We start from the raw sequence: 26,892 nt of genomic DNA on the forward strand, positions 1-26,892 counted from the left end.
CCGGGAGTTTCCTGCCTCCCGGGTATGCGTACATCGCCCGAAAGACTAGATTGGGTGATGATGGTGATGAATGTTCATTACAAAATTACGCATACTTATTTCAAGGCTCTTCTCATTTGCTTTGTTACCAACCACACTAACCAAGCTGATTACTTTTTTCAACCCTTAATTTTAAAAAAATTCGAATTGTATAATACAAATAAAAAAGGAGGCCGAAGCCTCCTACAATTTCACCTTTTAAATCAGTGAATTACGCACTCTGGCAAGACGCTATTTTAGACTTTGAAAGCCATGACAAAATAGCGCAAACGATAACGAATGTTATCGACGCTGCAATAAACGAAAACGCAATTGAAGCAGTCATACCAAGAGCAATAAAGCCCACGCATGAAACAAGCGCGACTGATAATGCATAAGGTAGCTGTGTTGATACGTGATCAATGTGGTTACAACGTGCACCCGTCGATGACAAGATAGTCGTATCTGAGATTGGTGAACAATGGTCACCGAATACCGCACCAGCTAAAACCGCACTCAGCATCGGTAGCATTAGCGCTACGTCTGTTGCGCCAGCCATGTCACCCGCGATTGGTAGCATAATGCCGAACGTACCCCATGAAGTACCTGTTGAGAACGCCATTAGGCCAGACAACAAGAATAGGATAACTGGTAGCCAGTGTGGGTTAATGTTGCCCTGCGCCATTGTCGAAAGGTAAGTACCAGTCTTCATATCACCGATAACAGAACCAATGGTCCAGGCAAATACTAAGATTAGAATCGCACCAAACATAGACTTAGCACCAATCCAAAGTGTACGTGCGATCTCAGCCATTGGTAGACCTTGCTTCACAACAGTAAACAGTGCAACAGCTAAGCCAAGCAAGCTACCGTAGATTAGTGATGTACCTACATCTGTATTTTCAAAAGCACCAAGAAGCGCAAACTCCTTACCATCAGCAGCCAATGCTTGGCCACCCGTGTAAAGCATTGAAGCGATAGTCGCGATAATCAGCGTTACGATAGGAAGTATCAAATCTGACACTTTACCCTTTTCACTTTCACGGATATCTAGCTCTTCGTTTAGGTCATGCGCTTCTTGCGAGTCATTTTCTTTGTCTTTATCAAAGCCACGACCTTGCGATGCAGAGATTTCATGCTCACGCATTTTACCAATATCAAGACCAAACCACGCAACAGCGAACACCATTAGCAGCGCAAAAACGGCGTAGAAGTTCATTGGGATAAGACGAACATATGCGCCAAGAGCCGAATACTCTGTGATCCCATGTGAGACTAAGATCCCGCCAATAATAGTAATAATGTAAGCACCCCAGCTAGAAGCAGGCATAATTACACACATTGGAGCAGCGGTTGAGTCTAGAATGTACGCAAGCTTAGCGCGAGACACATAAAAGCGATCGGTTACTGGGCGAGAGATCGCACCAACAGCAAGGCTATTAAAGTAATCATCGACAAAAATGAATACGCCTAAAAAGGCGGCAAGAAGTTTGGAGCCGCGTTTACTCTTCACTCGAGATTGTGCCCATTCAGCAAAAGCACGAGTACCGCCAGATAGCGTTAATAAAGCTGTTGTCATACCTAATAAGATTAGGAAACCAACAATGCTCATGTTCCAAGTGTTAATTCCGCCATCTTCAATAAAGACAGAAGAAACTTGAGAACTGACGTAACCTGCGGTGTCGCTGATAGACCAGCTATTAAGTAGCACCGCACCTAGCACGATACCTACACCCAAGGAAACTAATACACGTCGAGTCAAAATCGCCAAAGTCAAAGCGACAATAGGTGGCAATAATGAAACAGGAGAACTAGAAAAATCTATTAAATTCATGATCTTCAAAAACCAAAGTTTGGCTAGAGATCTACTGCAGACAAGTCACGTAGCATACGATACGTGCTCATGTTGAACTTAGCGACAGGGAAGCGAACACTCCACCCAACCCTACAGTAGCGCTCCATAGTTTAATGTGAATATATACTATGGCAGTGTTGTTCCTTTCAGATACAACCCCAGCAAGTAACTTTGATGAGTTACTTACTTCGGCAATCTTCGCCTTCCACTATTATTCATTGGCATCACCCCAATAATAGCTACTCTTCGAGACCGCGCCTCTACGGCAACAACAAACAATTAACCACTAACTGTACAAATTAACAACAAATTGTCTGCAATATTGCATCAGGTGGCAGCCATTGTACTTATGATGAGAGTCAATGCAACACATCAAACTAAATTAAACAAATAAATAATGACTGAGATAATTTATAAACCTTGCCTACTTCCATAAGTTTTGTGCAACTGAAATCACATCAATCATGTTATTTATGAAACATTATTACTACCTTAGAAATATCATGGTTTATCTTATATCAATAAATTAAGGATATATGACACACCATTAAAGATGGATGCTTCATATTTTTAAGTAATAACTCAAATTTTTTTATAAAAAACCAAGCTGTCACTCTCTCTATACAATAATGATTGTTGATTTTAGTTCTCATCTAATAATGATTTATTTCGAGTGTAATAATATTAATTGCTTTAAAAAATAGTCAAATTTAAACAAAATCTTGATTTAGCATTTGCACATAAGGAAAAGATAAAGTTAAATATAAGGACTCTTGTTTATTTATAGATTGGCATTATTTAATCGTAACGATAAAAAGTGCCCAACACATTAACCTTTTAATAGGAATCGTTATGTCAGAGCTGACTAAAACCCTTCTAAATATCCGTAGCCTTCGTGCATTTTCTCGTGAGCTGACTCTAGAACAATTGGAAGAAGCTCTAGATAAACTCACTACTGTCGTAGATGAGCGTCGTGAAGCAGAAGAAGCAGAACGCGCAGCACAAGCAGAGCAAGAAGCTAAGCTTGCAGAGATTGCTGAGAAAATCGCTCAAGACGGTATTGACGTAGAAGCACTTATTACTGCGCTATCTGGCGAAACTAAGACGAAAGGCAAAGCGAAGCGCGCACCTCGCCCTGCTAAATACAAATACACAGATTCAAACGGTAATGAGAAAACTTGGACTGGCCAAGGTCGTACACCTTCGGCGATTCAAGAGCAACTTGATGCAGGTAAATCTCTGGATGAGTTCCTAATCTAGATCCGTGCTATTTTTAAAAGGCTCCCATAGGGAGCCTTTTTTATTTAAACCATTACAAATAAAAAAGGCACATTTCTTAATGTGCCTTTTACTTTAGTTACAGAATAGTTAATTAAACCGCTTCGTATTAACGTTCCCAGTATGCTTCTTCTAGGCTATCTTCTCGCTCAGGAAGTCCGCGCGACAATCGTGGTGAATGTTGCACGAGAACTTCGTAGCTAGCACGGTTTGCGTATTTGCAGACTTGAGAAAAAGAAGAGTAAGTTAAATACTCGTTACTGTGCTTGCTTGAATTAGGCACATTTTCTTTATGGTATTTATTTGCTGCCATATCATGAAGAACAGCAGATAACGCGGCATCACCTGCGCCATTTGTATTCTTAATTTTTTCTGGGCCACCCATATATGGCGAGATATGCGAGTACACTTTTATTGGCGTCTCGCATGAGTCTTTTTTCGCCGGACGACTGAATTCATAACGATTAAATTCAGCAATTGACCCTGGAAGTAATGGCAAAGAAGTTTCGCGCTTCGCGCTATCTTCCGTATACCCAGCCATAAATAGACCTACAGGACCCGCCGTGCACAATACTAGATCAGCCCACTCCAATGTTTTATCAGACGCAGCAAGTGGATCAGATTCCCCCGTCAGAGCTTCTGCTTCATCTTCATTCATCGCAACGACAGAAACGTTATCTCGAATGAATTCTTGCCAATATTTAGGATCATCTTGAATAACAAACTTTGTGCCTAGAGTCAGAACAACAGGCACATCATTCTTTTTCGCGTACTCAATCGCTTTCATTGTTGCTTCCGGCATTGGGTCGCCGTCTTTGCAACGTACTAGATATGACGTCAGTACAAGTGCTGATGCATTTTTAAAGATTTTCTCTGGAATGCTATCAGGATGCAGTTGGTTCATTTGCCCTTCGCTGATAGCAAAAGTACGTTCACCGTCTTCTGTGATAAGAGCAAAGCAACGGCCAATTGCACCATCTACACCTTGTAGGTAGTTCAAATCCATGCGGCTTGATGTATTACAAAGATAACGGTAACCGTAGCTGCCAATCTTAATATCCTGGCTCATCACTCCAAGTAGTGTGGAGCGATCATCCGCTAGCACGGAGTAGTTATGTAGCGTGTTACCAATTGTACCGCCCGCATACTCATTGGTAATCAAGTTCTCTTCTTTCAGTTGCTGGTATAACTCTTCTGCTCTTTCGTCATCGATAACCAGAGAGTGACCTTTACTCAGACCGTACTTTTCAATCACATCCGTTGTAACTTTTGCTTCAATATCAACCAAGGTTTGGTCAATACCAATGATGTGAGTGCGCGTCATCTTCTTGCTTTCTTGTGCTTGGCTCACCAGCGGGTCACGAGCATGAACAGGAAAATAGTGCTTCGATTTGCGTTGTCCAGGAAATTTCATATTGTCAGTCTGAGTAAGGGGATGAAAAGGAGAGCGGATTCTATACCGCTAATAATAAAGCAGCAATAAAAGCGATTATAGCAAACGTTTGCTGACAGCTTTTTTCTTTTAGGTGGCTTATTCACCTTCCATAAAGCTGAGATCTGGTAGTTGCTCAAGGTGCTCGCTATAACGCTTTAGGTTGAACTCACCTTCATTCTTCATTACATCAAAAATCTCAATTGACATCGCACATGCCATCATCGCAACCGCATCTTCACGTGGTGTGCCAGTCATCATTAAACGCATAAGGGTTTCTTTTACTTTAAGCGGGTTGCCATCTTCGAGCTGATTTTCCACAATTTCAATCAACTCACTTTCTTGCATAAATTGGTTTTCTTCTGTCATTTGGTGTTTCCTCTTGGATTTTGGCCAACTATGCCATATATACCTCTTCTATACTTGCGAAATTACTCGTTCGAATCTTTGTTGAAGAAAAATCCAGCGAAACGAATTGTGATTTCGATCTCGGATCTGTCACCGGTCTGTGGATTCTGATAGAATCTGCATCCCGTTTATTTAAGTGGTGTTTAGTAATGTCTGATAACAGCCAAAAGAAAGTCATCGTCGGTATGTCCGGCGGCGTTGATTCATCTGTTTCCGCGTATCTTCTAAAGCAGCAAGGCTACCAAGTAGAAGGCCTTTTCATGAAGAACTGGGAAGAAGATGACAACGAAGAATATTGTACAGCGGCAGAAGATCTTGCTGACGCTCAGGCAGTATGTGACAAGCTAGGCATCCACCTACACACTATCAACTTTGCTGCCGAATACTGGGATAACGTATTTGAGTACTTCCTTGCTGAATACAAAGCTGGCCGTACTCCGAACCCTGACATTCTTTGTAACAAAGAAATCAAGTTCAAAGCATTCCTAGAATTCGCTGATGAAGTACTTGATGCTGATTACATTGCAATGGGCCACTATGTGCGTCGCTCTTTCCCAGAAAATGGTGAAAAACCACAGATGCTGCGTGGTCTAGATGGCAACAAAGATCAAAGCTACTTCCTGTACACATTAAGCAACGAGCAAATCGCACGTAGCCTATTCCCTGTTGGTGACCTAGAGAAGCCAGAAGTACGCCGCATTGCTGAAGAGCAAGATCTAATCACGGCGAAGAAGAAAGACTCTACTGGTATTTGTTTCATCGGTGAACGTAAGTTTACGGAATTCCTGGGTCGCTACCTTCCAGCTCAGCCTGGTAATATCGAGACTCCAGAAGGCGAAGTGATTGGTCAACACCAAGGCCTGATGTACCACACACTTGGTCAGCGTAAAGGTCTACACATTGGTGGCCGTAAAGGCGGCGGTGGTAACGAGGACCCATGGTTCGTTGGTGAGAAAGATCTAGAACGTAACGTTTTGATTGCCGTTCAAGGTAAAGACCATCCAATGTTGAAATCAGAAGGTCTACTTGCATCACAACTTCACTGGGTAGATCGTGAGCCAATTCGCGATGTTATGAAGTGCACAGTGAAAACTCGTTACCGTCAGGAAGATATTCCTTGTACAATCATCCCTATCGATGATGAAAACATTAAAGTTATCTTTGACGAGCCACAAATTGCTGTAACTCCAGGTCAATCAGCAGTGTTCTACAAAGGTGACGTGTGCCTAGGTGGCGGCATCATCGAGCAACGCATTAAATATTCTCAAGCTTAGGAGTCGTTACGTGGCGAATACACTTTATGACCGTACTATCGCTTTCGCTGGGATTTGCCAAGCTGTTGCTTTAGTTCAACAGGTAGCGAGAAACGGACATTGTGATCAAGATGCTTTTGAAACATCAATCAACGCTATTTTGAGCACTAACCCTGCTAACACAGTTGGCGTATTCGGTCGCGAAGCCGATCTAAAGCTCGGCCTAGAATGCTTGGTTAAAGGGATTGATAGCACACCATCAGGCAGTGAAATTACTCGTTACATTATTAGTTTAATGGCGTTAGAACGTAAGTTAAGCTCTCGAAACGATGCTATGTCTCAGCTTGGTGATCGTATTCAAATGGCCAAGCGTCAGTCAGAGCACTTTGAGCTACTAGACGATCAAATGATCAGCAATTTAGCGAGCATCTATCTGGATGTCGTTAGCCCTATTGGCCCACGCATTCAAGTAACGGGCACGCCATCTGTACTGCAGCAGACGGCAAGCCAACACAAAGTTCGTGCGCTGTTGTTATCTGGCATTCGTAGTGCAGTTCTTTGGCGTCAAGTTGGTGGTAAGCGTCGCCACCTAATCTTCGGGCGCAAGAAGATGGTAGAGCAAGCACAAATCCTTCTTGCTCGTCTGTAGTAAAATATCAAATAAGCAGCTCGCGTTTATCGCGAGCTCATTTTTTTCGACTAAAACAAATCTCGCGCAAACGTTTGCGCAATATTCGTGACAATTGCCACAGTTATTGGTATAAAGCTCACGAAATTTAGAAACCCAATTCAGGAGAACATCATGGAACTGTCAGCATTGACTGCTGTTTCACCAGTAGACGGCCGTTACGGAAGCAAGACAATTGCGTTACGCGAAATTTTCAGTGAATACGGTCTACTAAAGTACCGTACTATCGTTGAAATCCGCTGGCTACAAAAGCTTGCTGCTACTGCTGAAATTGCAGAAGTGCCAGCGTTTAGCGCAGAAGCAAACCAATTCCTAGACGACCTTGCTGCAAACTTCTCTGAAGAAGATGCACGCCGTATCAAAGAGATCGAGCGTACAACTAACCACGACGTAAAAGCGGTTGAGTACTTCCTAAAAGAGAAAGTAGCAGACGTTCCTGAACTGCACGCAGTAAACGAGTTCTTCCACTTCGCATGTACTTCTGAAGACATCAACAACACATCACACGCTCTAATGCTTAAAGAAGCGCGTGAGAACGTGATTCTTCCAGAAATCCGTAACCTAATCGACGCTATCAAAGCACTAGCAGTGGAATACCGCGACATTCCTCTTCTATCTCGTACACACGGTCAGCCTGCTTCTCCATCTACTATGGGTAAAGAAATGGCAAACGTGGCGTACCGTATGGAGCGTCAATTCAAGCAAATCGAAAACGTTGAGATCCTAGCGAAAATCAACGGTGCAGTAGGTAACTACAATGCACACCTTTCTGCTTACCCAGAGCTAGATTGGCACAAGTTCTCTGAAGAGTTCATCACAGAGTCTCTAGGCGTAACTTGGAACCCTTACACAACTCAAATCGAACCGCACGATTACATCGCTGAGCTGTTCGACGCTATCGCTCGTTTCAACACTATCCTGATTGACTTCGACCGTGACGTTTGGGGTTACATTGCACTAGGCCACTTCAAGCAAAAAACTATTGCTGGTGAGATCGGTTCTTCAACAATGCCTCACAAAGTTAACCCAATCGACTTTGAAAACTCAGAAGGTAACCTAGGTCTTGCGAACGCTGTATTCGGCCACCTAGCACAGAAACTGCCTATCTCTCGTTGGCAACGTGACCTAACTGACTCAACGGTTCTACGTAACCTTGGTGTTGGTGTTGGCTACGCTATCATCGCTTACACTTCGACACTTAAAGGCATCAGCAAGCTAGAAGTAAACCGTGAAGCGCTTCTTGCTGAACTAGACAAGAACTGGGAAGTACTAGCTGAGCCAGTACAAACCGTTATGCGTCGTTACGGCATCGAGAAGCCATACGAGAAGCTGAAAGAGCTAACTCGTGGTAAGCGTGTAGACGGCGAAGCAATGCGTAACTTCATCGACGGTCTTGAGCTTCCTGAGCACGAGAAAGCACGTCTGAAAGAAATGACACCAGCGAACTATATCGGTCAAGCAATCGAGCTGACAGATAAGCTGTAATACTCCTGTAACGACCAGATACTTAAAAGGTTGACGCGAAAGCGTCAACCTTTTTTAGTTAGGGGAGTTAGGTCGGGAGAAAATAATTTTAGTTATATGGAATGGATTATTAATTGAAGATCAGCCCCATTTGTTATGGCTGCTTTTGGAAGAACAAGGTTATTGTTCCTACTTCCACACCAAACTTTTTTATTTTCGTTAGATTGAAAACGTGTCTGTCATCCTGACGATAAAGCCAATCATCAAAAGCAACCGTCACTGATGAATCCTCCATTTGTAGCTCAAAGTCATATTGCCACTGTAGCGCATTGCCCTGCTCTTCCCCTGTTGCTACACCTATAATATCGTCTGCCTTACCTTCATAACTACCGTCTTCTAATCTAGTGATAACCCAAATTCGCTGGTCCACCTCTCCGTCATCAAACACGAAGTCTTCCACCAGCGTCAGCGTATCACCTTCTACAGTACCCACTATATCGACTTCAAAGCGACGGGTTTGCTGTTCGGTATAATCTTGCACCATCCCCCACGCCTTTATGTCGCCTTCGAAATAACCGAATACGTCAAAAGTCGGTGTAGAAGAGCGGTAATTATCAATGTCTGCGGAACATGCCGAAAGAAAAACAGCTGCCACTAAAGTCGCTGATTTAAAAATTCGTTTAAGCACTATCTAACCTGCCCTATCAATTGTTTTCGGAGTTTCGGGAATTCTGTGTTGGGTGATAACCATATAGCTAAAAATGCATCGTTCATTCGTTCGTCTTCAATGATGCCAACGTTCTTTACTTGCACGTCCCCAACCTGCTTATAAAACAGCTGACCAGATTTTCCATCTGTTAGATAAGTAAGCTCGTCACCTTTTTGAATATCAGGAAACATACGATCGAGCTCGCTGATCCAGGCTTTTCGATATGAGTCCGTAAAACCCAATTTCGCCCACTGCTCATCCGTCACATCAAGCAGCTGTTGCTTACTGATGTCTCTCTTGTAATTAATTTCCAACGCAAGGGGATGTGGCGATACGTCATCGCTTACGATGAACTTTCCATCAGGCGCTTTTAATCTTGAGTGATAAATATCGAAGATGAACCAGGTAAGTTGGGCTTCTCCAACAGTTTTCCATCCCTTCCAATTAGCAATGTTGCTAGCAGCTTCGCTGTTTCCAACGGGTTGAGCTTGCAGAGCAAAAGAACCAGTTACTATTACCAACGCAAGCAACCTAGTCAGTCTCTGAGTTAAAACTCTCTTCAAGCTTTTCATTTCCGTACACCTTGAGTATCAAGAGCATCATGACGCACCATTCGACAAACAACATTGCCAGTGTAGCGCCAGTGCTAAATCCAAATTCAACGGCTTGGAGCTTATAGCCAGCAAAGTAGCTCACTGTTCCTCCGAGTCCGCCTACTATTGATACGTAGGTTTTTGGGAAACGCTACAAAATTGACTTAAGTTGATAGGCATACCAAGAAAACAAAACCCACAAGCATAATAACCAGACTGGCAGCCATGGGGTTGGAAAGACAAAGACCGAGAGTTGTTGATTGAGCGTATCAAGCACGAGCCCGCTCGTGACGATCACACCAATACTTTTGAGCGAAGATGCGTCAGTTTTCAAACAATATAGTAGGGTTGCCAAAGTAAGGAATAACGTCACCCATTGCCATTGATAGGTTCCAAGCACCGCTGCAAACCAGCAGAGTTGGAACCATGTCGAAGCAAGAAATACCTTCATAACGAACTACGGGCGTTGAAACGTCATGTGAACTGCACTGATCGTGCGAGCCAAAAAGCCCCCTTCACAGTAGCTCAAATAGTAGCGCCACATACGCACAAAGCGATCGTCGTAGCCAAACGAGCGCACTTCATTCTCTGCTCGATTAAAACGAAGGTGCCATTCGTTCAGCGTCTTGGCGTAGTCCAAACCAATATCGAACAAGTCTCGCGTCACTAAGTCACTGTACTTTGTTGTTGCTTGGGTTAGTGAGGTTACCGACGGTAAAAAACCACCCGGGAAAATGTACTTTTGGATAAAGTCGACGTTGTTACTGTAGTAATCGTAACGCTGATCGGCAATCGTAATCGCTTGAATCGCCATCAAGCCACCAGACTTCAATAAAGACTCACAGACCTTAATGTACGAAGGCAGGAATTGTTTGCCCACAGCTTCAATCATTTCAATAGAAACGAGCTTGTCATAAGTGCCGGTTAGGTTTCGGTAATCTTCTTTGAGTAGAGTGATTTTGTCTTCTAAGCCACGCTCTTTGATTTTTTGCTCCGCGTACGCGTGTTGCTCTTCAGATATCGTTGTTGTGGTGACCTGACAACCGTATTGTTCAGCCATGTAAATCGCCATAGCGCCCCACCCAGTGCCAATTTCAACAACATGATCGGTAGATTTCAGCTCAAGTTGCTGACATAGACGATCCATTTTGTTGATTTGAGCCTGCTCTAGAGAGTCGTCCGCATGATTGTAAAGCGCCGACGAGTACAGCATATTGGTGTCAAGGAACGCTTCGTATAGGTTGTTACCCAAGTCGTAATGCGCATGGATATTTTTACGTGAGTTCTCTTCAGAGTTTCTGTTTGACCAATGGCTGAACTTGTACAGTATTTTAGTCAACCAACTGCCTTGCTCTTCGAGTTTATCTAGAGCACGCATGTTAAGGGCCATCAGTTTCATTAATGAGGTTAAATCGGGGCTATCCCACCACCCATCCATATAAGCCTCACCAGCAGCAATACTGCCGCCCTGCAAGATCCGTGAATAAAAGCCTGGATGTTTTACCTCTATAGTAGCGACAACAGGTTGACCACTGTACTCCCCATTTGGCGCACTAAAACGCTCGCTTCGCTCTGTCGTTTCCGTCTTAAAACTTTCAATAACTGTTAAGCAGCCGATTTCCATTTTTTGCAGACATTGAAAAATAACTCCGCGAGCCGCTTTTTGCGTTGTCGTCAATTTACGCGGCAATGTCATAGAACTAGTATTTAACATGCAGAATTCTCCTTGTGCTTTTTATTTTTTTTGTCTGTTTTTTCAATATCGGCTTCTATTTCTTCATGCGTTGAATATTTAGGATGAGAATAAAAAGGTGCGCCTTTCACCCAAAGTTTTAATGCGTGCCAATAAATACCAACCATTACTTTTACCGTTTGTATTGGTGTAACGATCAAACACCTCAATAAGGTTTTGCTTGAAAGTGGCTTTGCTTTCATAACCATGGTGGCATCAAAGTGTTTCTCTCCTTTGTGACATTCAAGATGAATATTCAACTTGTCTGTCAAAGGTTTAATTCTCCAGCGGTAGAGTTGGTCAATCGGGTTGAATGGTGAAACATGGAATGCTTTATCTTGTTCCCAACCAAATTTTTCTTCTTCTTTATCTGCTGACACCACGTAGTAATGTCGTTCATTCCAAGGAGTGTTACTCACCTCTGCGAGGAGATACTTCCATTCTCCTTCCGTGTTATAAACGTAGTAGAAATTAACGGGACTGAAATAAAGTCCTAGATAACGCAAGTGACAGACTGCGATTACCTTGCCGGTACAGCGAACACCTGTCAGTTCTTCAATTTTGCTGTGCACTGCCGACTTGACGCTACCTTCACCAATGTAATCACTGCGCTTGAAGCGAGCCCAATGCCACCAACGCGAACCAAAACCCCATACTTTTTTCTCTAAAGCATCGATCTCGTCTACATCGATGGCGGGCATAAATAAAGAGTAGTTCAACTCATGATTCACCGGCGTGAATCGACGGTGACGAACGTTGCCTATAAACAATCGGCTGTTCATTTCGCTATCCATATCACGCTGCGCCTTTTTCGAAAGGAACCACATTTTGTTCGCGGTACTTTTCTTCTAGTTCTTTCACAACATCAAGCGCGCTACGCACGCCATCTTCATGAAAACCGTTGTACCAATAAGCGCCGCAGAACCAGGTACTTTTTTTGCCCTGTATCTCATCTTTGCGCTGCTGCGCTGCAATAGACTCAGTGGTGAATACTGGATGATGATAAGTGAACGAACGCAAGACTTTATTTGAGTTAATTTGCTCAGTACTGTTCAACGTTACACAAAACGTGTGTTCTGATTGAATATGCTGAAGAATGTTCATGTTATAAGTGAGCGAAGGGAGGCGTTGCTGTTCCTCTTCACTTCCTTCCAATAGGTAGTTCCATGATGCCCATGCTGCCTTACGTTTTGGTAGTACGGCAGAGTCGGTATGAAGAACAACTTCATTTGCTTGGTATGTCATATCCCCCAAGATTTCCTGCTCAATTGGGCTGATATCCTCTAGCATTCTCATTGCTTGATCACTGTGACAAGCAAAGATAACGTCATCAAACCAATGCGTTTCTCCGCGAACTTGAACGCCAACCCCTTTTTCGTTGCGAACCACTTTTTCGACAGGACTATTAAGACGAATATTCTCCGCAAAGCCTTTGGTCAATGGTGGAATGTATGAACGTGAACCACCTTTAATCACATACCATTGTGGCCGGTTAGTCACATCTAGCAGACCGTGGTTGAGGAAGAAACGTAAGAAGAACATAAGAGGGAATGCACGCATGTCAGCTAAAGTCGACGACCAAATCGCAGCACCCATCGGTAATATGTAGTTATCGGTAAAGAAAGCACTGAATTTGTGTTCATCAAGGAACTCACCTAACGTCTGAGAGTGCGAGGATTGCTCGCTAGCGAAGCGCTTGGCAAGTTTATTGAAACGAAGTATCTCGAAGATAAATCGATAAAATTTAGGGTTTGCCCAGTTACGTTTTTGAGCAAACAATGTCGACACTGTGTGGCCGTTGTACTCTAGTCCGTTCCCATCATTTCTGACACTGAAGCTCATTTGAGTCGGCAGACCTTCAACGCCAATCTCGCTCATCATTTTAATGAAATTAGGGTACGTACGGTCGTTATAGACGATGAACCCAGTATCTATCGCGTATTCTTTACCATCAAGGCTCACATCAACGGTTGCAGTATGGCCACCGATGTAATCGTTCGCTTCAAACAGCGTTACATCATGTTCTTTATGCAAGTAATAACCACAAGTAAGGCCAGAGATTCCCGTTCCCACAATCGCTATCTTCTTTCTTCCTGCTGTTTTCATTTTTATTCCTTCTTATGATACGAGTTTAGCAGTTAGGCGAGCTTGCCAACTGTATGGAAGTAACGAGATAAAACGTAAAATACTGGTAAATCTCGCCGGGAAATAGATATAGGTCTTGTTGGCGGCTAACTGCTTCCTGATAGAGTCCGACGCTTGCTGAGTAGAAATGATCATTGGCATTTCGAAGTCGTTTTTGTCAGTCAACGGCGTTTCAACAAAACCAGGAAACACCGTTACCACTTTGATCCCTTTCTTTTTCAAGTCGACGGCGAGCGTGCGTGCAAAATAACTGACTGCCGCTTTGGATGCGCCGTAAGCTTCAGCACGAGGCAATGCCACTTCTGATGCGATAGAGCCAACAATAACAATGCGGTGCCCTCTCTCTAAATGCACTTGGCAGCCTTCAACGCAGTTGGCAACACCGACAACATTTACGTTCATCACACGCGCCATGAGTTTCGCGTCGACCACTCCCTCATCCATGTACTCACAATCGCCTGCGTTAAAAACCCATGTGTTTGGCGTAAATGGCAAATTAGAGAGCGCCTGCTGAGTTTCCTCATAATTTGTCACATCAAACTGCAATGTATGAATTTTGGAGGAAACTGCCTCCAGTTCTGCAAGAACATCTTGATTCCGACCACAAGCAATCACATTCCATTCTGAGTTCGCGTAATCTAGGGCAAGCTGCCTTCCTATTCCGGAGGTGGCGCCTGTGATTAAGATGGTGTTGTTCATTGTCCTAACCTCTGCTTGATGGTTTTAACGACTGAACCAAGTAACGGTAAATGCTCATAGAGCATCTCTCCGAGATCAAAATAGTCTCGGTGATAAATGACCTGACCTTCGCTAAATTTGAGGTGCGAAACACCATTGACGAGAATAGGCGCACCCTTCTGAAGTTTGGGATGCTGAAGGTCCATTGTCCAAGTTAGGAAGCCTGTATCTCCGACTTGTTGATGCTCATGGATTACAAAATCACAACTGATGACGTTGGCATATAATGAGGTGAAATAATCCGAAAGTGCTGGCCATCCTTCTAAACGATGCGCTGCGTCCTCAAATACTACATCTTGGTGATATATATCCTTAAGCAGATGTAAGTTCGCTTTGTTGAGCTTTTGATAGATATTGCCAACAGACTGTATGTCCATTTTTTACTCCTACACGCCCATTAAGTTGTACAAAATTATTATATGTACAAGATAGTTCATTCCACCAAAGTTGTACAAAAATAATTTTGTATAACTTTATTTCTGTAAGTAGTACGTGATGAAGTTCGCACGCGATCAATCGGCGAAAAAAAAGGCTTGGTCAAAACCAAGCCTTTTCAGCAGATTAACAATTATTTAAGTAGGAACAATTAGTATTGCTGGCCTCGCAACGCTGCAATACGTTTATCTAGCGGAGGGTGGCTCATTAATAGCTCAGTCAGCGACTGCTTGCCATTGATACCAAACGCCATCATGGTGCCATCCAGTTGAGATTCATGACTCACCTTCAAACGCTCTAGAGCCGCAATCATTTTTTCTTTGCCAACGAGGCGCGCAGCACCTGCGTCCGCGTGGAATTCGCGATGACGGCTGTACCACATAGTCAAGAAGCTAGCTAGGAAACCAAATACCAGTTCAAGCACCATGGATACGCCAAAGTAAACCATCATATTTGTACCTTGGCCTTCTTCATCATCGTTCGATGCCACGATATTGGCAATAAAGCGTGATAGGAAGATAACAAACGTGTTCACGACACCTTGCATCAACGTCATCGTGACCATATCACCATTTGCAATATGGCTCACTTCGTGTGCAAGTACTGCCTCTGCCTCATCACGAGTCATATTGTGTAAAAGACCAGTAGAAACGGCGACAAGAGAGTCATCTCGTTTTGCACCTGTCGCAAATGCATTGATATCTGGTGAATCATAAATAGCCACCGTTGGCATACCAATACCCACTTGTTGAGCTTGACGACCCACAGTTTCGACTAACCAATGCTCCGTTTCGTTGCGCGGGCTTTCAATGACCATACCACCAACCGAGCGTAGCGCCATACCCTTTGACATCATCAACGAAATAAATGCGCCACCAAAACCAAATACAGCAGCCATTACAAGTAAACCTGACAGACTGCCTGGTTGCATTCCAGTTACAGCGTAAACAATATTCAGAACAACACTAAGCACTAGCACGACAGCTAGGTTAGTTGCTAGGAATAACATAATTCGCTTCATTACTTTTCTCCGAGGAAGCTTATCGTTTTTTTAAAACGGATTGTTATAAGGAACAAATGGTAATCGCTATAAAAGCCAATTCCGTTGATTTTCATGTTCCGTGCGTTATAGATATAGTCTATCCGCGATAAAAACAAGGTTAAGCAATAAATTGCAACATTTGTTTTCGGGACTGAAATATTTGATTCAAGCGATTTCAAAACATGCTTTGGTAGGAGCCGGAACCTCCGTTCATATACATTTATCAAAATGATAAAATAAGCTCTGAGCTACCCATCATCTATTGATAGATGATCTTGGTGTTAAATCTATCACCTCTTAGCAACTTAGCTAGAAATTTTTTAATAGACCAAAAACAGTACGTTAGCTCTGCTATAGACTTTGGTCTTATTGTGCGGCTACATGGACATGCTAAATTCGAATGAGATGAACAAAACAGAGCCACTCTAAGTACATTGCAAAAAGTGCATTGGGTGAGCTCAAGAACTCCATGTATTGAGGGAAAAACCATGGTAGAAACTAACGACTATCAAATGGCTATTGATTTACTGCGTTGTCACCTAGGCATCTCAGAGGACGAGGCAAAGCAACAACTTGGTATTTCAACCGATCATCATATGTCTCAGCGTGTTGCAGAAACACAACAAGCATTGATGGGGCTCAGCCAAGATAAGTAATCTGACTTTTTAGGTTACACCAACAAGAAAGGGCCGCATTGCGCAGCCCTTTGGTTTTTTAGTCTTTTACCCTAAACACCATTAGTCAGTGTTTAGCAACGGCTCTACATTAATGTACTTGCCTAGCTCTTTACGTTTAGCACTTGGAATATATGGAATTTCCCCAAGCTTAGGTGCATCGATACGTGCTTCTAGCATCTCGATAATGTCAGCGTAGTGCTCTGTGCCTGGGTTGACGCGGTTTGCCACCCAGCCAACAAGATTCAAACCATCCGCTTTAATACTCTCTGCTGTGAGTAAAGCGTGGCTCAAACAGCCTAATTTAATGCCAACCACCAGTACAACAGGTAACTGCTCTTCTTTTACCCATGTAGATAAACAGTCCGTATCGGATACTGGCACACGCCAGCCTCCAGCACCTTCAACGAGAACAACATCGGCTTGCTGCTTATGTTGAGCCAGTTTTTGACTCAGAACATCGTAGCTTATTTCGACATGTTCATGCTTCGCTGCAATGTGGGGAGAAGCAGGCAACTCTAAAGCGTATGGGTTCACATCATCATAGGCCACATCGAGTGTTGCGGCGTCTTGTAAGTGTAAAGCATCAGAGTTACGCCATCCGGCTTCAGTCTTGTCACTCCCTGCTGCCACTGGCTTATAACCAATAGTGTTTAGTCCTTTTGCAGCGATCGCTTGCAAAATGGCTTTAGACGCTACCGTCTTTCCAACATCAGTATCCGTACCAGCAATAAAAAAAGCATCAATCATAGATGTATTACTCCAAAACAAACCTGATAACTTGCAGGTAGAAGACCTTGATCGTTTTTAAACGCTTGGTACGCATGCTCAACTTTTAACAAAGTCTCGCGACTAGTTAAACCGTGTGGGCGCCCGCTTACGTGATTTGCACCTATACCTTTGAGGTCACGCATAACTGAAAATGCAGAGTCGTACCAAACTGTGATGGTGGTCAAGTCTAGTTGATGGCTGTCACATCGAGATTGCGCTAACGCAATTTTTACCTGATTGAGCGTTAGAAAGTTATTGACGTGTTGATATGCATCAATTTTTTCCCATGATGCACGCAGCTCATACAGTGATCCATCAACCAGTGTAGAGAACCACGCTTTCCCACCATTTTTTAGCACGCGGCGCACTTCTTTTAGTGGGTAACTTAAATCTGTACACCATTGCAGCGCTAAACTTGAAAACACGTAATCGAAGCTATCATCGTCAAATGGTAAGTTTTCAGCATCAGCAACTTGGTAGTGCATTCGTACTGCACCACAACGCTGCTCTGCTTTATCTAACATGGCTTGAGAGATATCGCCGCAGACTACTTCCGCACCGCGTTGTTGAAGTAGTTGGGAGAAATAACCCGTGCCACAACCTAAATCCAATACACGTTTTCCCGTCAAGTTTTCAGGAAGTTTATCAAGCAGCTGATGCCCGACATCACGTTGAAAAGCCGCATGTTTATCGTATGTTTCTGCTGCTTTACCAAACGAAGAGGCAATCGCGTCTTTATCTTGATGGAAACTCTCTAACGCGAGCGTTTGCGCTAATGCGGTAGTTGCATTATCCATTACAGCGCTCCTAATGCTTGCTTCAATGCCATTGAAAGCGTTTTAACTTGTTCGTTGGTGTGATTGGCAGTGAGTGTGATTCGAAGGCGAGACGTCCCTTTAGGTACCGTCGGTGGTCGAATAGCGGTAACCCAAATGCCGTTTTGGCGACAAGCGCTCGCAACCTGCAAAGCCAGTTCAGATTCACCAATCACAAACGGCTTAATCGAAGTCTGAGTCTCAACAAAGCCCTCCAGATCGCTGAGGCAGTCTCGATACACTTCACTAAGCTCTGAAAGCTTTTCACGTCGCCAAGACTGCTCTTGAACGATAGAAACCGCATGCGTTAGCGCATAGGCTTGTGCCGGAGGCATCGCTGTGGAATACACATGGTGACGAGCAAACTGAGTTAAAAAGTCCCCCGTTGCGTGGTCACATAAAATAGCCGCGCCAGACATACCAAACGCTTTGCCGAAAGTAACGATCAGTATCTCGGGTTTAACCGTTGCCAACTCACAAGAACCACCACCGGATTGACCAAGAACGCCAATACCATGAGCGTCATCGACAGCAAACCAAGCATCATGACTACGAGTGACTTCAGCTATATCGCTAAGCGGCGCACAGTCGCCGTCCATGCTGAATACCCCTTCAGTCACAACTAGATGGTTGTCTTCGCTATTAATCAGCGACTTTAGGTGCTCGATGTCATTGTGTTTGAAGCGCTTCATCTTAGCTGGTGACAACGCCCCCGCTTCCATCAGTGAGGCATGGTTCAAACGGTCTTGGATCAATACGTCTGATTTTTCCAACAAGGTGAACAACAAGGCTTGATTAGCACTGAATCCAGAACCAAACAGAATTGCTCTGTCGTAACCCAACCATTCGGTCAGTGCGGCTTCTAAATTGCTGTGCGCGGCACTAAAGCCAGTCACCATCGGTGATGCTCCACTGCCACTACCATATACGCTTAAACCTTGCTGCCAAGCCCGAACAAGCGCTTGGTCATTAGCCAATCCCAAATAATCATTACTTGAGAAATTAATGTAGCGTCTACCTTCGTGTTCCAAAACGGACTGGTTACCGGCAAACACCACATTCATAGAACGATTCAACCCTTGCGTTTTACGCTCAGCAAGGGCGGACTCGATACGAGATTTAAACGCTGGCATCGTAGAAAAGGTCGTCTTTTGTCGGACGGGCAGCAACGCGCTCTACGACGCGATCGAGTAACTCGTTTTCTTCGATTTCATCAGGCTTTTGAGACACCTCTTGGCTGTTAATACCGAGCTTGTTGAACAGCATCATGTCTTTGTCTTCAGAAGGGTTTGGCGTGGTCAGAAGCTTGCAGCCATAGAAAACGGAGTTTGCACCCGCCATAAAACACAGCGCTTGCATTTGTTCGTTCATGTTTTCACGGCCAGCGGATAAACGAACGGCTGATTGAGGCATCATGATTCGTGCAATCGCAATCAGGCGAATGAAATCGAAAGGCTCAACATCATCCACTTCTTCCAGTGGTGTCCCCTTTACCTTCACGAGCATGTTGATTGGAACGCTTTCAGGGTGTACCGGTAAGTTAGCCAATTCAACCAACAAACCAGCTCGGTCGTTAGCACTTTCACCCATGCCGATGATGCCACCGGAACAAATCTTCATGCCAGCATCACGAACGTGAGACAAAGTATCTAAACGGTCTTGGTAAGTACGTGTGGTAATGATGTTGCCGTAAAATTCAGGTGAGGTATCTAGGTTGTGGTTGTAGTAATCCAGACCTGCGGTTGCCAATTGCTTTGCTTGATCTGGCGTCAGCATGCCTAATGTCATACACGTTTCTAAACCCATGCCCTTCACGCCTTTGATCATGTCGGTCAAATGTGGCATGTCACGCTCTTTCGGGTTTTTCCATGCTGCGCCCATACAGAATCGAGTAGAACCAGCATTTTTGGCTTTTTGCGCAGCATCGAGTACGCGTTCTACTTCCATCAGACGCTCTTTTTCGATGTCTGTGGTGTAACGAGCACTCTGAGGACAGTACTTACAATCTTCTGGACAAGCACCTGTCTTAATCGACAGAAGCGTGCTTACTTGAACATGGTTGGTTTGTTGATATTGACGATGTACAAGCTGCGCTTCGAATAGGAGATCCATGAATGGTTTTTCCATGAGATCGCGCACTTCAGCATGCGTCCAGTTATGACGAACTTCCACGTGTATTCCTTTAGTCACTTTTGTTGTTGTGTTGACAGTCTACTGAGTCTCGATAAACTGTCAACACGACGCAAAAGAACAAAGTTTACATCTGTCTGTTTTTTAATCTAAATTATTATTGGAATCGCACATGGATCTCGCCTTCGACCGCCAGCATATCTGGCATCCTTACACTTCTACATTGACACCTCTGACCTGCTACCCAGTGGCATCGGCAAATGGTGTGCACATTAAATTGGAAGATGGTACTGAGCTGGTCGATGGCATGTCTTCTTGGTGGTCGACGATCCACGGCTATAACCATCCGCACTTAAATCAAGCCGCTCACCAGCAAATCGATAAGGTCTCTCACGTGATGTTTGGCGGGATTACCCACCAGCCAGCAATCAGTTTGTGTAAGAAGTTGCTATCCCTAGCACCAAGTAATCTTGAACATGTATTCCTTGCCGATTCAGGCTCTGTTGCCGTAGAAGTCAGCTTAAAAATGGCACTTCAATATTGGCATGCAAAAGGCGAACGCCGACCGAAGTTTCTTACTTTGCGACACGGTTATCACGGCGATACGTTTGCGGCGATGTCGGTCACCGATCCTGACAACTCAATGCACTCTCTCTACAAAGGCTTTTTGCCTGAGCATATCTTTGCGGAGTCACCAACTTGTGGTTATTGGGATGAATGGAAGCCAGAAGACCTTACCGACTTCGAGCACAAGATTGAGACGCACCATCAAGAACTTGCTGCGGTGATCCTAGAACCTATTGTTCAAGGCGCAGGCGGCATGCGCATCTACCATCCAGAATTTCTCAAAGGCGTGCGTAGACTTTGCGACAAATACGGTCTGTTATTGATTGCAGATGAGATCGCTACCGGTTTTGGACGCACAGGTAAATTGTTTGCCTGCGAACATGCGGATATTCAACCAGACATTCTGTGTGTCGGGAAAGCACTTACTGGCGGCTACATGACCCTCTCTGCGACCCTCGCGAGCAAACACGTAGCAGACACTGTTTGTGGTGGTGATGCTGGTTGTTTTATGCACGGTCCAACCTTTATGGGGAATCCACTCGCTTGTGCCGTAGCTACTGCAAGTTTGGAATTGATCGAGCAAGGTGATTGGAAGCAACAAACCCAACAAATTGAAACGCTGTTTTCTGAGTTACTACCAAAACTTGAAGAATACGACTTGGTGAAAAACACCCGTTGGTTGGGTGCTATTGGCGTAGTGGAGACGCTTCGCCCTGTGAATATGGAAACCATCCAAGCCTTGTTTGTTGAACACGGAGTGTGGATTCGTCCATTTGGCAAACTGATTTATATGATGCCGCCGTTCATCAGCAAGCCAGAAGATATTGAGAAGCTAGTTAACGCGATTGATGCAGCGTTGCAACGTAAAGACTGCTTCGCTTCATAGTTCCATTCAATACGAAAACGGTTTGAGTATGAGACTCAAACCGTCTCGTTATTTATTAGAGCAGTAAAGCTATCGAAGTTGACTGTCTTTACTCGCTCGTCGATTGAACAATGCTTGGCGTTGAGATACCAATTCGATTGTTGACTGACATTCGATACACAAACGAACGCCTTTCATTGCAAGACGACGCGCTTCTGGGATCTCATCACCACACTCATCGCAGTAATGGGTGCTCTCACCCTTTGTGATACTGCCACGAACACGGGAAATCTCGTCGTCTATTGTGTTTTGAATTTGTTGGCTGACGCTATCGTCGTTTGCCCACCCTACGGCCATAAGCCCTCCTCGTTACTTGAATGAGAAAATCTACTTACCGTGGTAAGGTGGATGATTATATCGATTACAAATAACAAGATAATTAGGGTAAACTCGAAAACACTATTACGTTTTGGTAATAATCACTCTGTAATCGATTATTCGGCACTCTCATGGAAAAGCAATGCAAGGTTACTCATACTTCCTTCCTCACATTCAAAGTACTGGATTTGTTCAGGCTCTCTCAAAGTAACACTGAGTATCTTCTCTACCTCACCAAACTCCTCGCTAAAGTACTCACTGACTAATATGACCCGCTCACCAATACTAAATTCCAGTGACTTCTCATCTACCAATGCTCGATGGTAATGTTCGACACGATAATCTTGAGGTTTTATCCGCTGTAAAACTGGGCTTTTATTCGCAATAGACTTATAAAGGATAAGCCCGCCTTTGGCTTGATCTATCGAAATACTAAAGTTCATAGTTTGGTTTACTGAACATTCAAAGACTTTTCTAGGCGAGGTGCTAGCAACAGCAAATGTGCTCATAATGGCAATACTTACCCCCCAAGTGACCGCCAATCGTTTCATTACCATTCAGCCAACACCTTAAATAGCGACTGTTCAGACATACGGGTTAATACATATCCATGTGAAGATGAATACGAGCCACTGAGTACACTATTCTCTTTCTCAATAACGATATCCTCGATGCCGTCAGCGTTGTAATCACCTTTTGCTACAATCGTAATGACTTGAAAGCCATCGGTCGCGTCGAAGTACTCTGCTCTCACTTCACTGGAGACATGAGTTCTTTGGATATGGTCTGCTTCATCCCACGTTGATAGTGTCTTTGCTTTCTCAGCACTTTCGTTAGAAATAACAAAAGCAAGCGCACTTGGGGTTAAATTAGGAAAGTTATCGTCTAACTTAAATTTCGATATAAATGAGCGCTTGGAGGCGGTTAACTTTGCCATCTCACTCCATGTTTGACACTGAGTTAAATACGCTTTAAACACGCCGTATTCATAAGCTTTAGCCGCAGTAAAACCCGCAGAGTTTGCAGTAGCTAAGTCTTTGCAATTAGACACCGATTTCGTATCGCCAGACGCATTTGCCAACTCAAGCCCATATCCCCAGTCGAGTGAATTACGCAGCTGCATACTTTCTTCGGATGGTTGTGCTAATTCGCGCGCAAAAAAGCGTTCGGTTCGCTCACTATCTAAGTATTGAGGTTGAATAAGTTCACTTGCGATAACCCTCCCGAAAACAAGCAAGGTAAGCGCAAAAATAACACGTAATAAAAAATGATTTACTGGCATAACGTTTAACAACAAAGACAAATGAGGACGTTAGCTTGTCACGTGAAAAACCGCTTAGAAAAATATCATTTATCTCCTACTGCCAGATTCTGGGCGAGCTCGTCACTAATGCGTGTGCTAATTACATAACAACGTATTTTCACTCGACGCAGATAACAAAAAACCCAGCGCAAAGGCTGGGTTTTGGTGTTCTAGTGGTTAATGAATTAACCGATGTGCGTTGCGCCCGCCATGTACTTCTGAAGTACTGTAGGGATTGCAATGCGGCCGTCTGCTTCTTGGTTGTTTTCTAGGATAGCAACCATTGTACGACCTACAGCAAGACCAGAACCGTTTAGCGTGTGTACAAGCTCAGGTTTCTTCTCGCCTTTACGACGGAAACGCGCTTGCATACGACGAGCTTGGAAATCCCACATGTTAGAACATGAAGAGATCTCACGGTAAGTTTCTTGAGCAGGAACCCAAACTTCTAGGTCGTAAGTCTTACGAGCGCCAAAGCCCATGTCACCTGTACATAGAACCACTTTACGGTAAGGAAGCTCAAGAAGTTGTAGAACTTTCTCAGCGTGACCTGTTAGCTCTTCTAGTGCGTTCATTGAATCTTCTGGCTTAGTGATTTGTACTAGCTCAACTTTGTCGAACTGGTGCATACGAATAAGACCACGAGTATCACGACCGTAAGAACCTGCTTCTGAGCGGAAACATGGCGTGTGCGCTGTCATCTTAATTGGTAGATCCGCTTCGTCAGAAATCGTGTCACGAACTAGGTTCGTTACAGGTACTTCTGCAGTAGGGATTAGAGACAGTTTACGTGGCTCTTCGTCGTTTACTTTTTCCGCTAGAGGCTCTGTGTGGAAAAGGTCTTTACCGAACTTAGGAAGCTGACCAGTACCGAATAGGCTGTCAGAGTTTACTAGGTAAGGTACGTACATTTCTGTGTAGCCGTGCTCTTCAGTGTGAAGATCTAGCATAAACTGAGCGATTGCACGGTGTAGACGAGCGAATTGGCCTTTCATCACGATGAAACGTGCGCCAGTGATCTTAACTGCACTTGCGAAGTCTAGACCGTCGCCCATTTCGCCTAGGTCAACGTGATCTTTCAGTTCGAAGTCGTAAGACTTTGGCTCACCCCAACGAGAGATTTCAACGTTGTCGTTTTCATCTTTGCCATCTGGCACTTCATCTGCTGGGATGTTTGGTACAGAAAGCGTGAATTCGTCTAGTTGAGCCATTACTTGCTCAAGTTCAACTTTCTTCGCATCAAGATCGCTACCTAGCGTACCGATTTGTTTCTTGATCTCTTCTGCGCCTTCTTTGTCGCCAGCCGCCATTTTTTGGCCGATTTGCTTGGAGATGGAGTTACGCGTGGATTGTAAATTTTCTACTTCTACTTGAATGGACTTACGTTGTTCTTCAAGTTTACGAATAGTATCTACGTCTAGCTTAAAGCCACGACGCGCCAGTTTAGCAGCTGTTTCATCCAGCTCTGTACGAAGTAATTTAGAATCCAGCATTGTTAATCCTATGCTTTTTGTTGTGAAATCACGCGCACTTTCCAAGCGTACGCGTTAAAAAAATTTACTAAACAAATGTATCCAAAAACGCCTACTTTTCATAGCGCTTTTGTGGGCTATTTGCGTCTAAAGTAGCCAAGTAATCTAACTTTTCGCCGATTTTGGTCTCCAGACCACGATTTGTCGGCTGATAGTACCTACGATCGCCCATTTCAGGCGGCAAATATTGCTCACCTGCTGCGTAAGCACCAGGCTCATCGTGAGCATAACGATACTCAGCCCCATAACCCATGTCTTTCATCAAACTGGTTGGCGCATTTCGAAGGTGATGCGGCACTTCATATTCAGGTAAGTTATGAGCGTCTGTGAGCGCTTGTTTCCACGCCACGTATACCGCATTACTTTTTGGCGCACACGCTAAGTACACGATCGCCTGTGCAATCGCACGTTCACCTTCTGCTGGACCAACTCGGGTAAAGCAATCCCAAGCAGACAGTGCCACTTGCATTGCGCGAGGGTCAGCATTACCTACATCTTCCGATGCTATCGCAAGTAATCGACGGGCAATATAAAGAGGATCACATCCCGCTGCAATCATACGCGCAGACCAATACAGCGCAGCATCTGGGTTTGAGCCACGAATTGATTTGTGAACCGCAGAGATTAAGTCGTACCAGATGTCACCTTTGTTATCGAAGCGAGAGACCTTCTCCCCTGCTACTTCCGCAAGCAACTTAAGCGTGATCTCTTTTTCACCCTGCGCATTGTCTTCTGCCATATCGTAGAGGAGCTCAAGATAATTGAGAGACATACGAGCATCACCGTTTACCAGTTCTGCTAGACGGTCTAATACGTTATCAGCGAAGTGTGCAGGTGTATTACCCAGCCCACGTTCTTTGTCGCTTATGGCTTGGTTCAACGCCAACGAGATTTCATCTTTGTCGAGAGACGTTAGCTTGTACACACGCGCACGTGACAGCAATGCGTTGTTTAGCTCAAACGATGGGTTTTCTGTCGTCGCTCCAATAAAGGTAACCGTGCCATCTTCAATATGCGGCAAAAATGCGTCTTGCTGAGATTTGTTGAAGCGATGCACCTCATCCACAAACAAGATGGTGCGGCGACCCGCCATTTTATTCTCACGTGCTTTCTCGATTGCTGCACGGATTTCTTTCACACCAGATGTTACGGCAGACACGCGCTCAACTTCAGCATTGGCATAGTTTGCAGCCACTTCCGCTAATGTCGTTTTGCCTGTGCCTGGTGGTCCCCAAAGGATCATAGAGTGAATGTGACCCGCCTCTAGCGCACGGCGCAGTGGCTTACCAGGGCCTAAAATGTGCTGTTGTCCAATGTATTGCTCGATTGTTTCCGGTCTCATACGAGCAGCAAGGGGACGAAAATCTTCGTCCCCCGAGAAATCTAATGTGTAATTACTCACTACCAATTAATTCCTTTGGTCATCCACTTCCACACCTTTTGGAATTGTGAATGTGAATCTGTCTGCTTTTGGTTTACCCAGCTTCACGTTGTTAAAGGTGAACAAACCTTTTTGACCGTCTTGCTCAACCACGTTGAAGCCTTTCACGACACCTTTGGCATCAATATTAATCTGGAATTGACCTTGTGTGGAGTCTACTGCGGTAGGAACGAGAGTAAACTGGTCACCTTTTTGAGATATTTTGTAGTTATTCCAATCACTTGCTCGGTTACGCGTTAGCAAAACAAATGGCGTTTGCTCTGTTGCTTGCTCTTGCCAGTAGATGCTCACTTGCTCGATGAATGGGCTGTAGTACCACAATGTCTTACCGTCAGAGACCAATAGGTTCTCATCAGGGAATGTTGTACTCCAACGGAACAGGCTTGGGCGGGCAATTTCAACCGTACCTTCTCCTTCCATCACCGTTTCGCCTTCAGGGCTGATAACCTGCTGAGAGAAATCCGCACTAAAGCCATCATTCATAGAAAGGCGTTTGTTTAATTCATCTTTAGGAGACGCTGCGTGCGCAGTAGAGAAGAGGGAAAAGCTTAAAACAAGCGCAGAGAAAAGTTTCGCTGAAAATAGTTTTTTCATTCAGATACCTATTATTAGAACCACTCACCTCA

27 protein-coding genes, 1 pseudogene, 1 riboswitch and 1 other annotated feature (1 of these 30 running past the window's edge) are annotated in these 26,892 nt (G+C 44.3%); of the genes and pseudogenes, 6 read left to right on the top strand and 22 right to left on the bottom strand.

Annotated elements, in window-relative coordinates:
* Nucleotides 1-70 (bottom strand) — a sequence feature (His leader region); it reaches 68 nt to the left of the window's first position.
* Nucleotides 71-250: 180 nt separating this feature from the next.
* Nucleotides 251-1,852, bottom strand: coding sequence for a tetracycline efflux Na+/H+ antiporter family transporter Tet(35) (tet(35), locus tag R7127_RS06620; protein ID WP_005378182.1), 1,602 nt, complete (start codon nucleotides 1,850-1,852; stop codon nucleotides 251-253).
* Nucleotides 1,853-1,961: 109 nt separating this feature from the next.
* Nucleotides 1,962-2,144, bottom strand: a riboswitch (Lysine riboswitch).
* A gap of 581 nt (nucleotides 2,145-2,725) precedes the next feature.
* Between tet(35) and R7127_RS06625 the strand changes: the two genes are divergently transcribed.
* Complete coding sequence (locus R7127_RS06625; RefSeq protein WP_005378185.1) at nucleotides 2,726-3,133, top strand: H-NS family nucleoid-associated regulatory protein; 408 nt, start codon at nucleotides 2,726-2,728, stop codon at nucleotides 3,131-3,133.
* 127 nt (nucleotides 3,134-3,260) lie between these two features.
* Here R7127_RS06625 and R7127_RS06630 read toward each other — a convergent pair whose 3' ends face one another.
* Together R7127_RS06630 and R7127_RS06635 are read right to left on the bottom strand one after the other, a co-directional pair.
* Nucleotides 3,261-4,565: an inosine/guanosine kinase gene (locus tag R7127_RS06630; RefSeq protein WP_005378187.1), complete on the bottom strand. Its 1,305-nt coding sequence runs from the start codon at nucleotides 4,563-4,565 to the stop codon at nucleotides 3,261-3,263.
* 117 nt (nucleotides 4,566-4,682) lie between these two features.
* On the bottom strand, nucleotides 4,683-4,952 hold the full coding sequence (locus tag R7127_RS06635; RefSeq protein ID WP_005378190.1) for a hypothetical protein: 270 nt from the start codon (nucleotides 4,950-4,952) through the stop codon (nucleotides 4,683-4,685).
* 188 nt (nucleotides 4,953-5,140) lie between these two features.
* Here R7127_RS06635 and mnmA point away from each other — a divergent pair, with 188 nt between their 5' ends.
* The 3 genes from mnmA (at nucleotide 5,141) to purB (ending at nucleotide 8,417) form a co-directional block, all read left to right on the top strand.
* Nucleotides 5,141-6,265 (top strand): tRNA 2-thiouridine(34) synthase MnmA, encoded by a 1,125-nt coding sequence (gene mnmA / locus R7127_RS06640; protein ID WP_005378192.1) that lies wholly within the window; start codon nucleotides 5,141-5,143, stop codon nucleotides 6,263-6,265.
* A 10-nt stretch (nucleotides 6,266-6,275) separates the two neighbouring features.
* On the top strand, nucleotides 6,276-6,893 hold the full coding sequence (hflD, locus tag R7127_RS06645; RefSeq protein WP_005378194.1) for a high frequency lysogenization protein HflD: 618 nt from the start codon (nucleotides 6,276-6,278) through the stop codon (nucleotides 6,891-6,893).
* Between the two features lie 153 nt (nucleotides 6,894-7,046).
* Nucleotides 7,047-8,417: an adenylosuccinate lyase gene (purB, locus tag R7127_RS06650; protein WP_005378198.1), complete on the top strand. Its 1,371-nt coding sequence runs from the start codon at nucleotides 7,047-7,049 to the stop codon at nucleotides 8,415-8,417.
* 133 nt (nucleotides 8,418-8,550) lie between these two features.
* Here purB and R7127_RS06655 read toward each other — a convergent pair whose 3' ends face one another.
* The 9 genes and pseudogenes from R7127_RS06655 to htpX all read right to left on the bottom strand — a co-directional run bounded on the left by R7127_RS06655 (nucleotide 8,551) and on the right by htpX (nucleotide 15,769).
* On the bottom strand, nucleotides 8,551-9,084 hold the full coding sequence (locus R7127_RS06655; RefSeq protein WP_005378200.1) for a DUF3833 domain-containing protein: 534 nt from the start codon (nucleotides 9,082-9,084) through the stop codon (nucleotides 8,551-8,553).
* Nucleotides 9,084-9,677: a chalcone isomerase family protein gene (locus tag R7127_RS06660; protein WP_025766881.1), complete on the bottom strand. Its 594-nt coding sequence runs from the start codon at nucleotides 9,675-9,677 to the stop codon at nucleotides 9,084-9,086. The genes R7127_RS06655 and R7127_RS06660 overlap by 1 nt, the downstream gene beginning before the upstream one ends.
* A pseudogene (locus R7127_RS06665) lies at nucleotides 9,637-10,149 on the bottom strand (DUF2878 domain-containing protein). Before R7127_RS06665 ends, R7127_RS06660 begins: the two are co-directional and overlap by 41 nt.
* A 6-nt stretch (nucleotides 10,150-10,155) precedes the next feature.
* Nucleotides 10,156-11,412, bottom strand: a complete 1,257-nt coding sequence (locus tag R7127_RS06670) for an SAM-dependent methyltransferase (RefSeq protein WP_025766883.1) — start codon at nucleotides 11,410-11,412, stop codon at nucleotides 10,156-10,158.
* Complete coding sequence (locus R7127_RS06675; protein ID WP_172563321.1) at nucleotides 11,406-12,224, bottom strand: DUF1365 domain-containing protein; 819 nt, start codon at nucleotides 12,222-12,224, stop codon at nucleotides 11,406-11,408. Before R7127_RS06675 ends, R7127_RS06670 begins: the two co-directional genes overlap by 7 nt.
* 1 nt (nucleotide 12,225) lies before the next feature.
* A complete protein-coding gene (locus R7127_RS06680; RefSeq protein ID WP_213870921.1) occupies nucleotides 12,226-13,536 on the bottom strand; it encodes an NAD(P)/FAD-dependent oxidoreductase in 1,311 nt (436 codons plus the stop codon).
* Nucleotides 13,537-13,548: 12 nt separating this feature from the next.
* Nucleotides 13,549-14,274 (bottom strand): SDR family oxidoreductase, encoded by a 726-nt coding sequence (locus R7127_RS06685; RefSeq protein WP_047100788.1) that lies wholly within the window; start codon nucleotides 14,272-14,274, stop codon nucleotides 13,549-13,551.
* Nucleotides 14,271-14,690 (bottom strand): nuclear transport factor 2 family protein, encoded by a 420-nt coding sequence (locus R7127_RS06690; protein WP_005378211.1) that lies wholly within the window; start codon nucleotides 14,688-14,690, stop codon nucleotides 14,271-14,273. Before R7127_RS06690 ends, R7127_RS06685 begins: the two co-directional genes overlap by 4 nt.
* Before the next feature lie 209 nt (nucleotides 14,691-14,899).
* A complete protein-coding gene (gene htpX, locus R7127_RS06695) occupies nucleotides 14,900-15,769 on the bottom strand; it encodes a protease HtpX (RefSeq protein ID WP_005388085.1) in 870 nt (289 codons plus the stop codon).
* A 509-nt stretch (nucleotides 15,770-16,278) separates the two neighbouring features.
* Between htpX and R7127_RS06700 the strand changes: the two genes are divergently transcribed.
* The gene (locus R7127_RS06700; protein ID WP_005378215.1) at nucleotides 16,279-16,446 is read left to right on the top strand and encodes a hypothetical protein; all 168 of its coding nucleotides are present in this window, start codon (nucleotides 16,279-16,281) and stop codon (nucleotides 16,444-16,446) included.
* 81 nt (nucleotides 16,447-16,527) lie between these two features.
* Here R7127_RS06700 and bioD read toward each other — a convergent pair whose 3' ends face one another.
* Genes bioD through bioB form a run of 4 tightly spaced genes read right to left on the bottom strand, consistent with a single transcriptional unit; the run spans nucleotide 16,528 to nucleotide 20,222 of the window.
* Complete coding sequence (gene bioD, locus R7127_RS06705; RefSeq protein WP_005378217.1) at nucleotides 16,528-17,214, bottom strand: dethiobiotin synthase; 687 nt, start codon at nucleotides 17,212-17,214, stop codon at nucleotides 16,528-16,530.
* The gene (gene bioC, locus R7127_RS06710) at nucleotides 17,211-18,032 is read right to left on the bottom strand and encodes a malonyl-ACP O-methyltransferase BioC (RefSeq protein ID WP_064376603.1); all 822 of its coding nucleotides are present in this window, start codon (nucleotides 18,030-18,032) and stop codon (nucleotides 17,211-17,213) included. Before bioC ends, bioD begins: the two co-directional genes overlap by 4 nt.
* A complete protein-coding gene (bioF, locus tag R7127_RS06715; protein WP_064376604.1) occupies nucleotides 18,032-19,183 on the bottom strand; it encodes an 8-amino-7-oxononanoate synthase in 1,152 nt (383 codons plus the stop codon). Before bioF ends, bioC begins: the two co-directional genes overlap by 1 nt.
* Nucleotides 19,170-20,222, bottom strand: coding sequence for a biotin synthase BioB (gene bioB / locus R7127_RS06720; protein WP_005378222.1), 1,053 nt, complete (start codon nucleotides 20,220-20,222; stop codon nucleotides 19,170-19,172). Before bioB ends, bioF begins: the two co-directional genes overlap by 14 nt.
* Before the next feature lie 130 nt (nucleotides 20,223-20,352).
* On the opposite strand from bioB, the gene bioA reads away from it, so the two are divergent.
* Nucleotides 20,353-21,633: an adenosylmethionine--8-amino-7-oxononanoate transaminase gene (gene bioA / locus R7127_RS06725; RefSeq protein WP_033905079.1), complete on the top strand. Its 1,281-nt coding sequence runs from the start codon at nucleotides 20,353-20,355 to the stop codon at nucleotides 21,631-21,633.
* A gap of 69 nt (nucleotides 21,634-21,702) precedes the next feature.
* On the opposite strand, the gene R7127_RS06730 is transcribed toward bioA, so the two are convergent.
* The 6 genes from R7127_RS06730 to lolA all read right to left on the bottom strand — a co-directional run bounded on the left by R7127_RS06730 (nucleotide 21,703) and on the right by lolA (nucleotide 26,860).
* Nucleotides 21,703-21,969 carry a DksA/TraR family C4-type zinc finger protein gene (locus R7127_RS06730; protein ID WP_033905078.1) on the bottom strand — a complete coding sequence of 89 codons (267 nt, stop codon included), beginning with the start codon at nucleotides 21,967-21,969 and terminating at the stop codon, nucleotides 21,703-21,705.
* Between the two features lie 137 nt (nucleotides 21,970-22,106).
* Nucleotides 22,107-22,547, bottom strand: a complete 441-nt coding sequence (locus R7127_RS06735) for a hypothetical protein (RefSeq protein ID WP_033905077.1) — start codon at nucleotides 22,545-22,547, stop codon at nucleotides 22,107-22,109.
* Nucleotides 22,541-23,272: a hypothetical protein gene (locus R7127_RS06740; protein WP_033905076.1), complete on the bottom strand. Its 732-nt coding sequence runs from the start codon at nucleotides 23,270-23,272 to the stop codon at nucleotides 22,541-22,543. Before R7127_RS06740 ends, R7127_RS06735 begins: the two co-directional genes overlap by 7 nt.
* A 206-nt stretch (nucleotides 23,273-23,478) precedes the next feature.
* Nucleotides 23,479-24,786: a serine--tRNA ligase gene (gene serS / locus R7127_RS06745; RefSeq protein WP_005378225.1), complete on the bottom strand. Its 1,308-nt coding sequence runs from the start codon at nucleotides 24,784-24,786 to the stop codon at nucleotides 23,479-23,481.
* A gap of 91 nt (nucleotides 24,787-24,877) precedes the next feature.
* Nucleotides 24,878-26,233: a replication-associated recombination protein A gene (locus R7127_RS06750; protein ID WP_020196990.1), complete on the bottom strand. Its 1,356-nt coding sequence runs from the start codon at nucleotides 26,231-26,233 to the stop codon at nucleotides 24,878-24,880.
* A complete protein-coding gene (gene lolA, locus R7127_RS06755; protein ID WP_033905075.1) occupies nucleotides 26,234-26,860 on the bottom strand; it encodes an outer membrane lipoprotein chaperone LolA in 627 nt (208 codons plus the stop codon).
* Nucleotides 26,861-26,892 lie beyond the last annotated feature (32 nt).

It is taken from the genome of Vibrio sp. 1159, from assembly GCF_033340395.1.
Taxonomy (GTDB): domain Bacteria; phylum Pseudomonadota; class Gammaproteobacteria; order Enterobacterales; family Vibrionaceae; genus Vibrio; species Vibrio alginolyticus.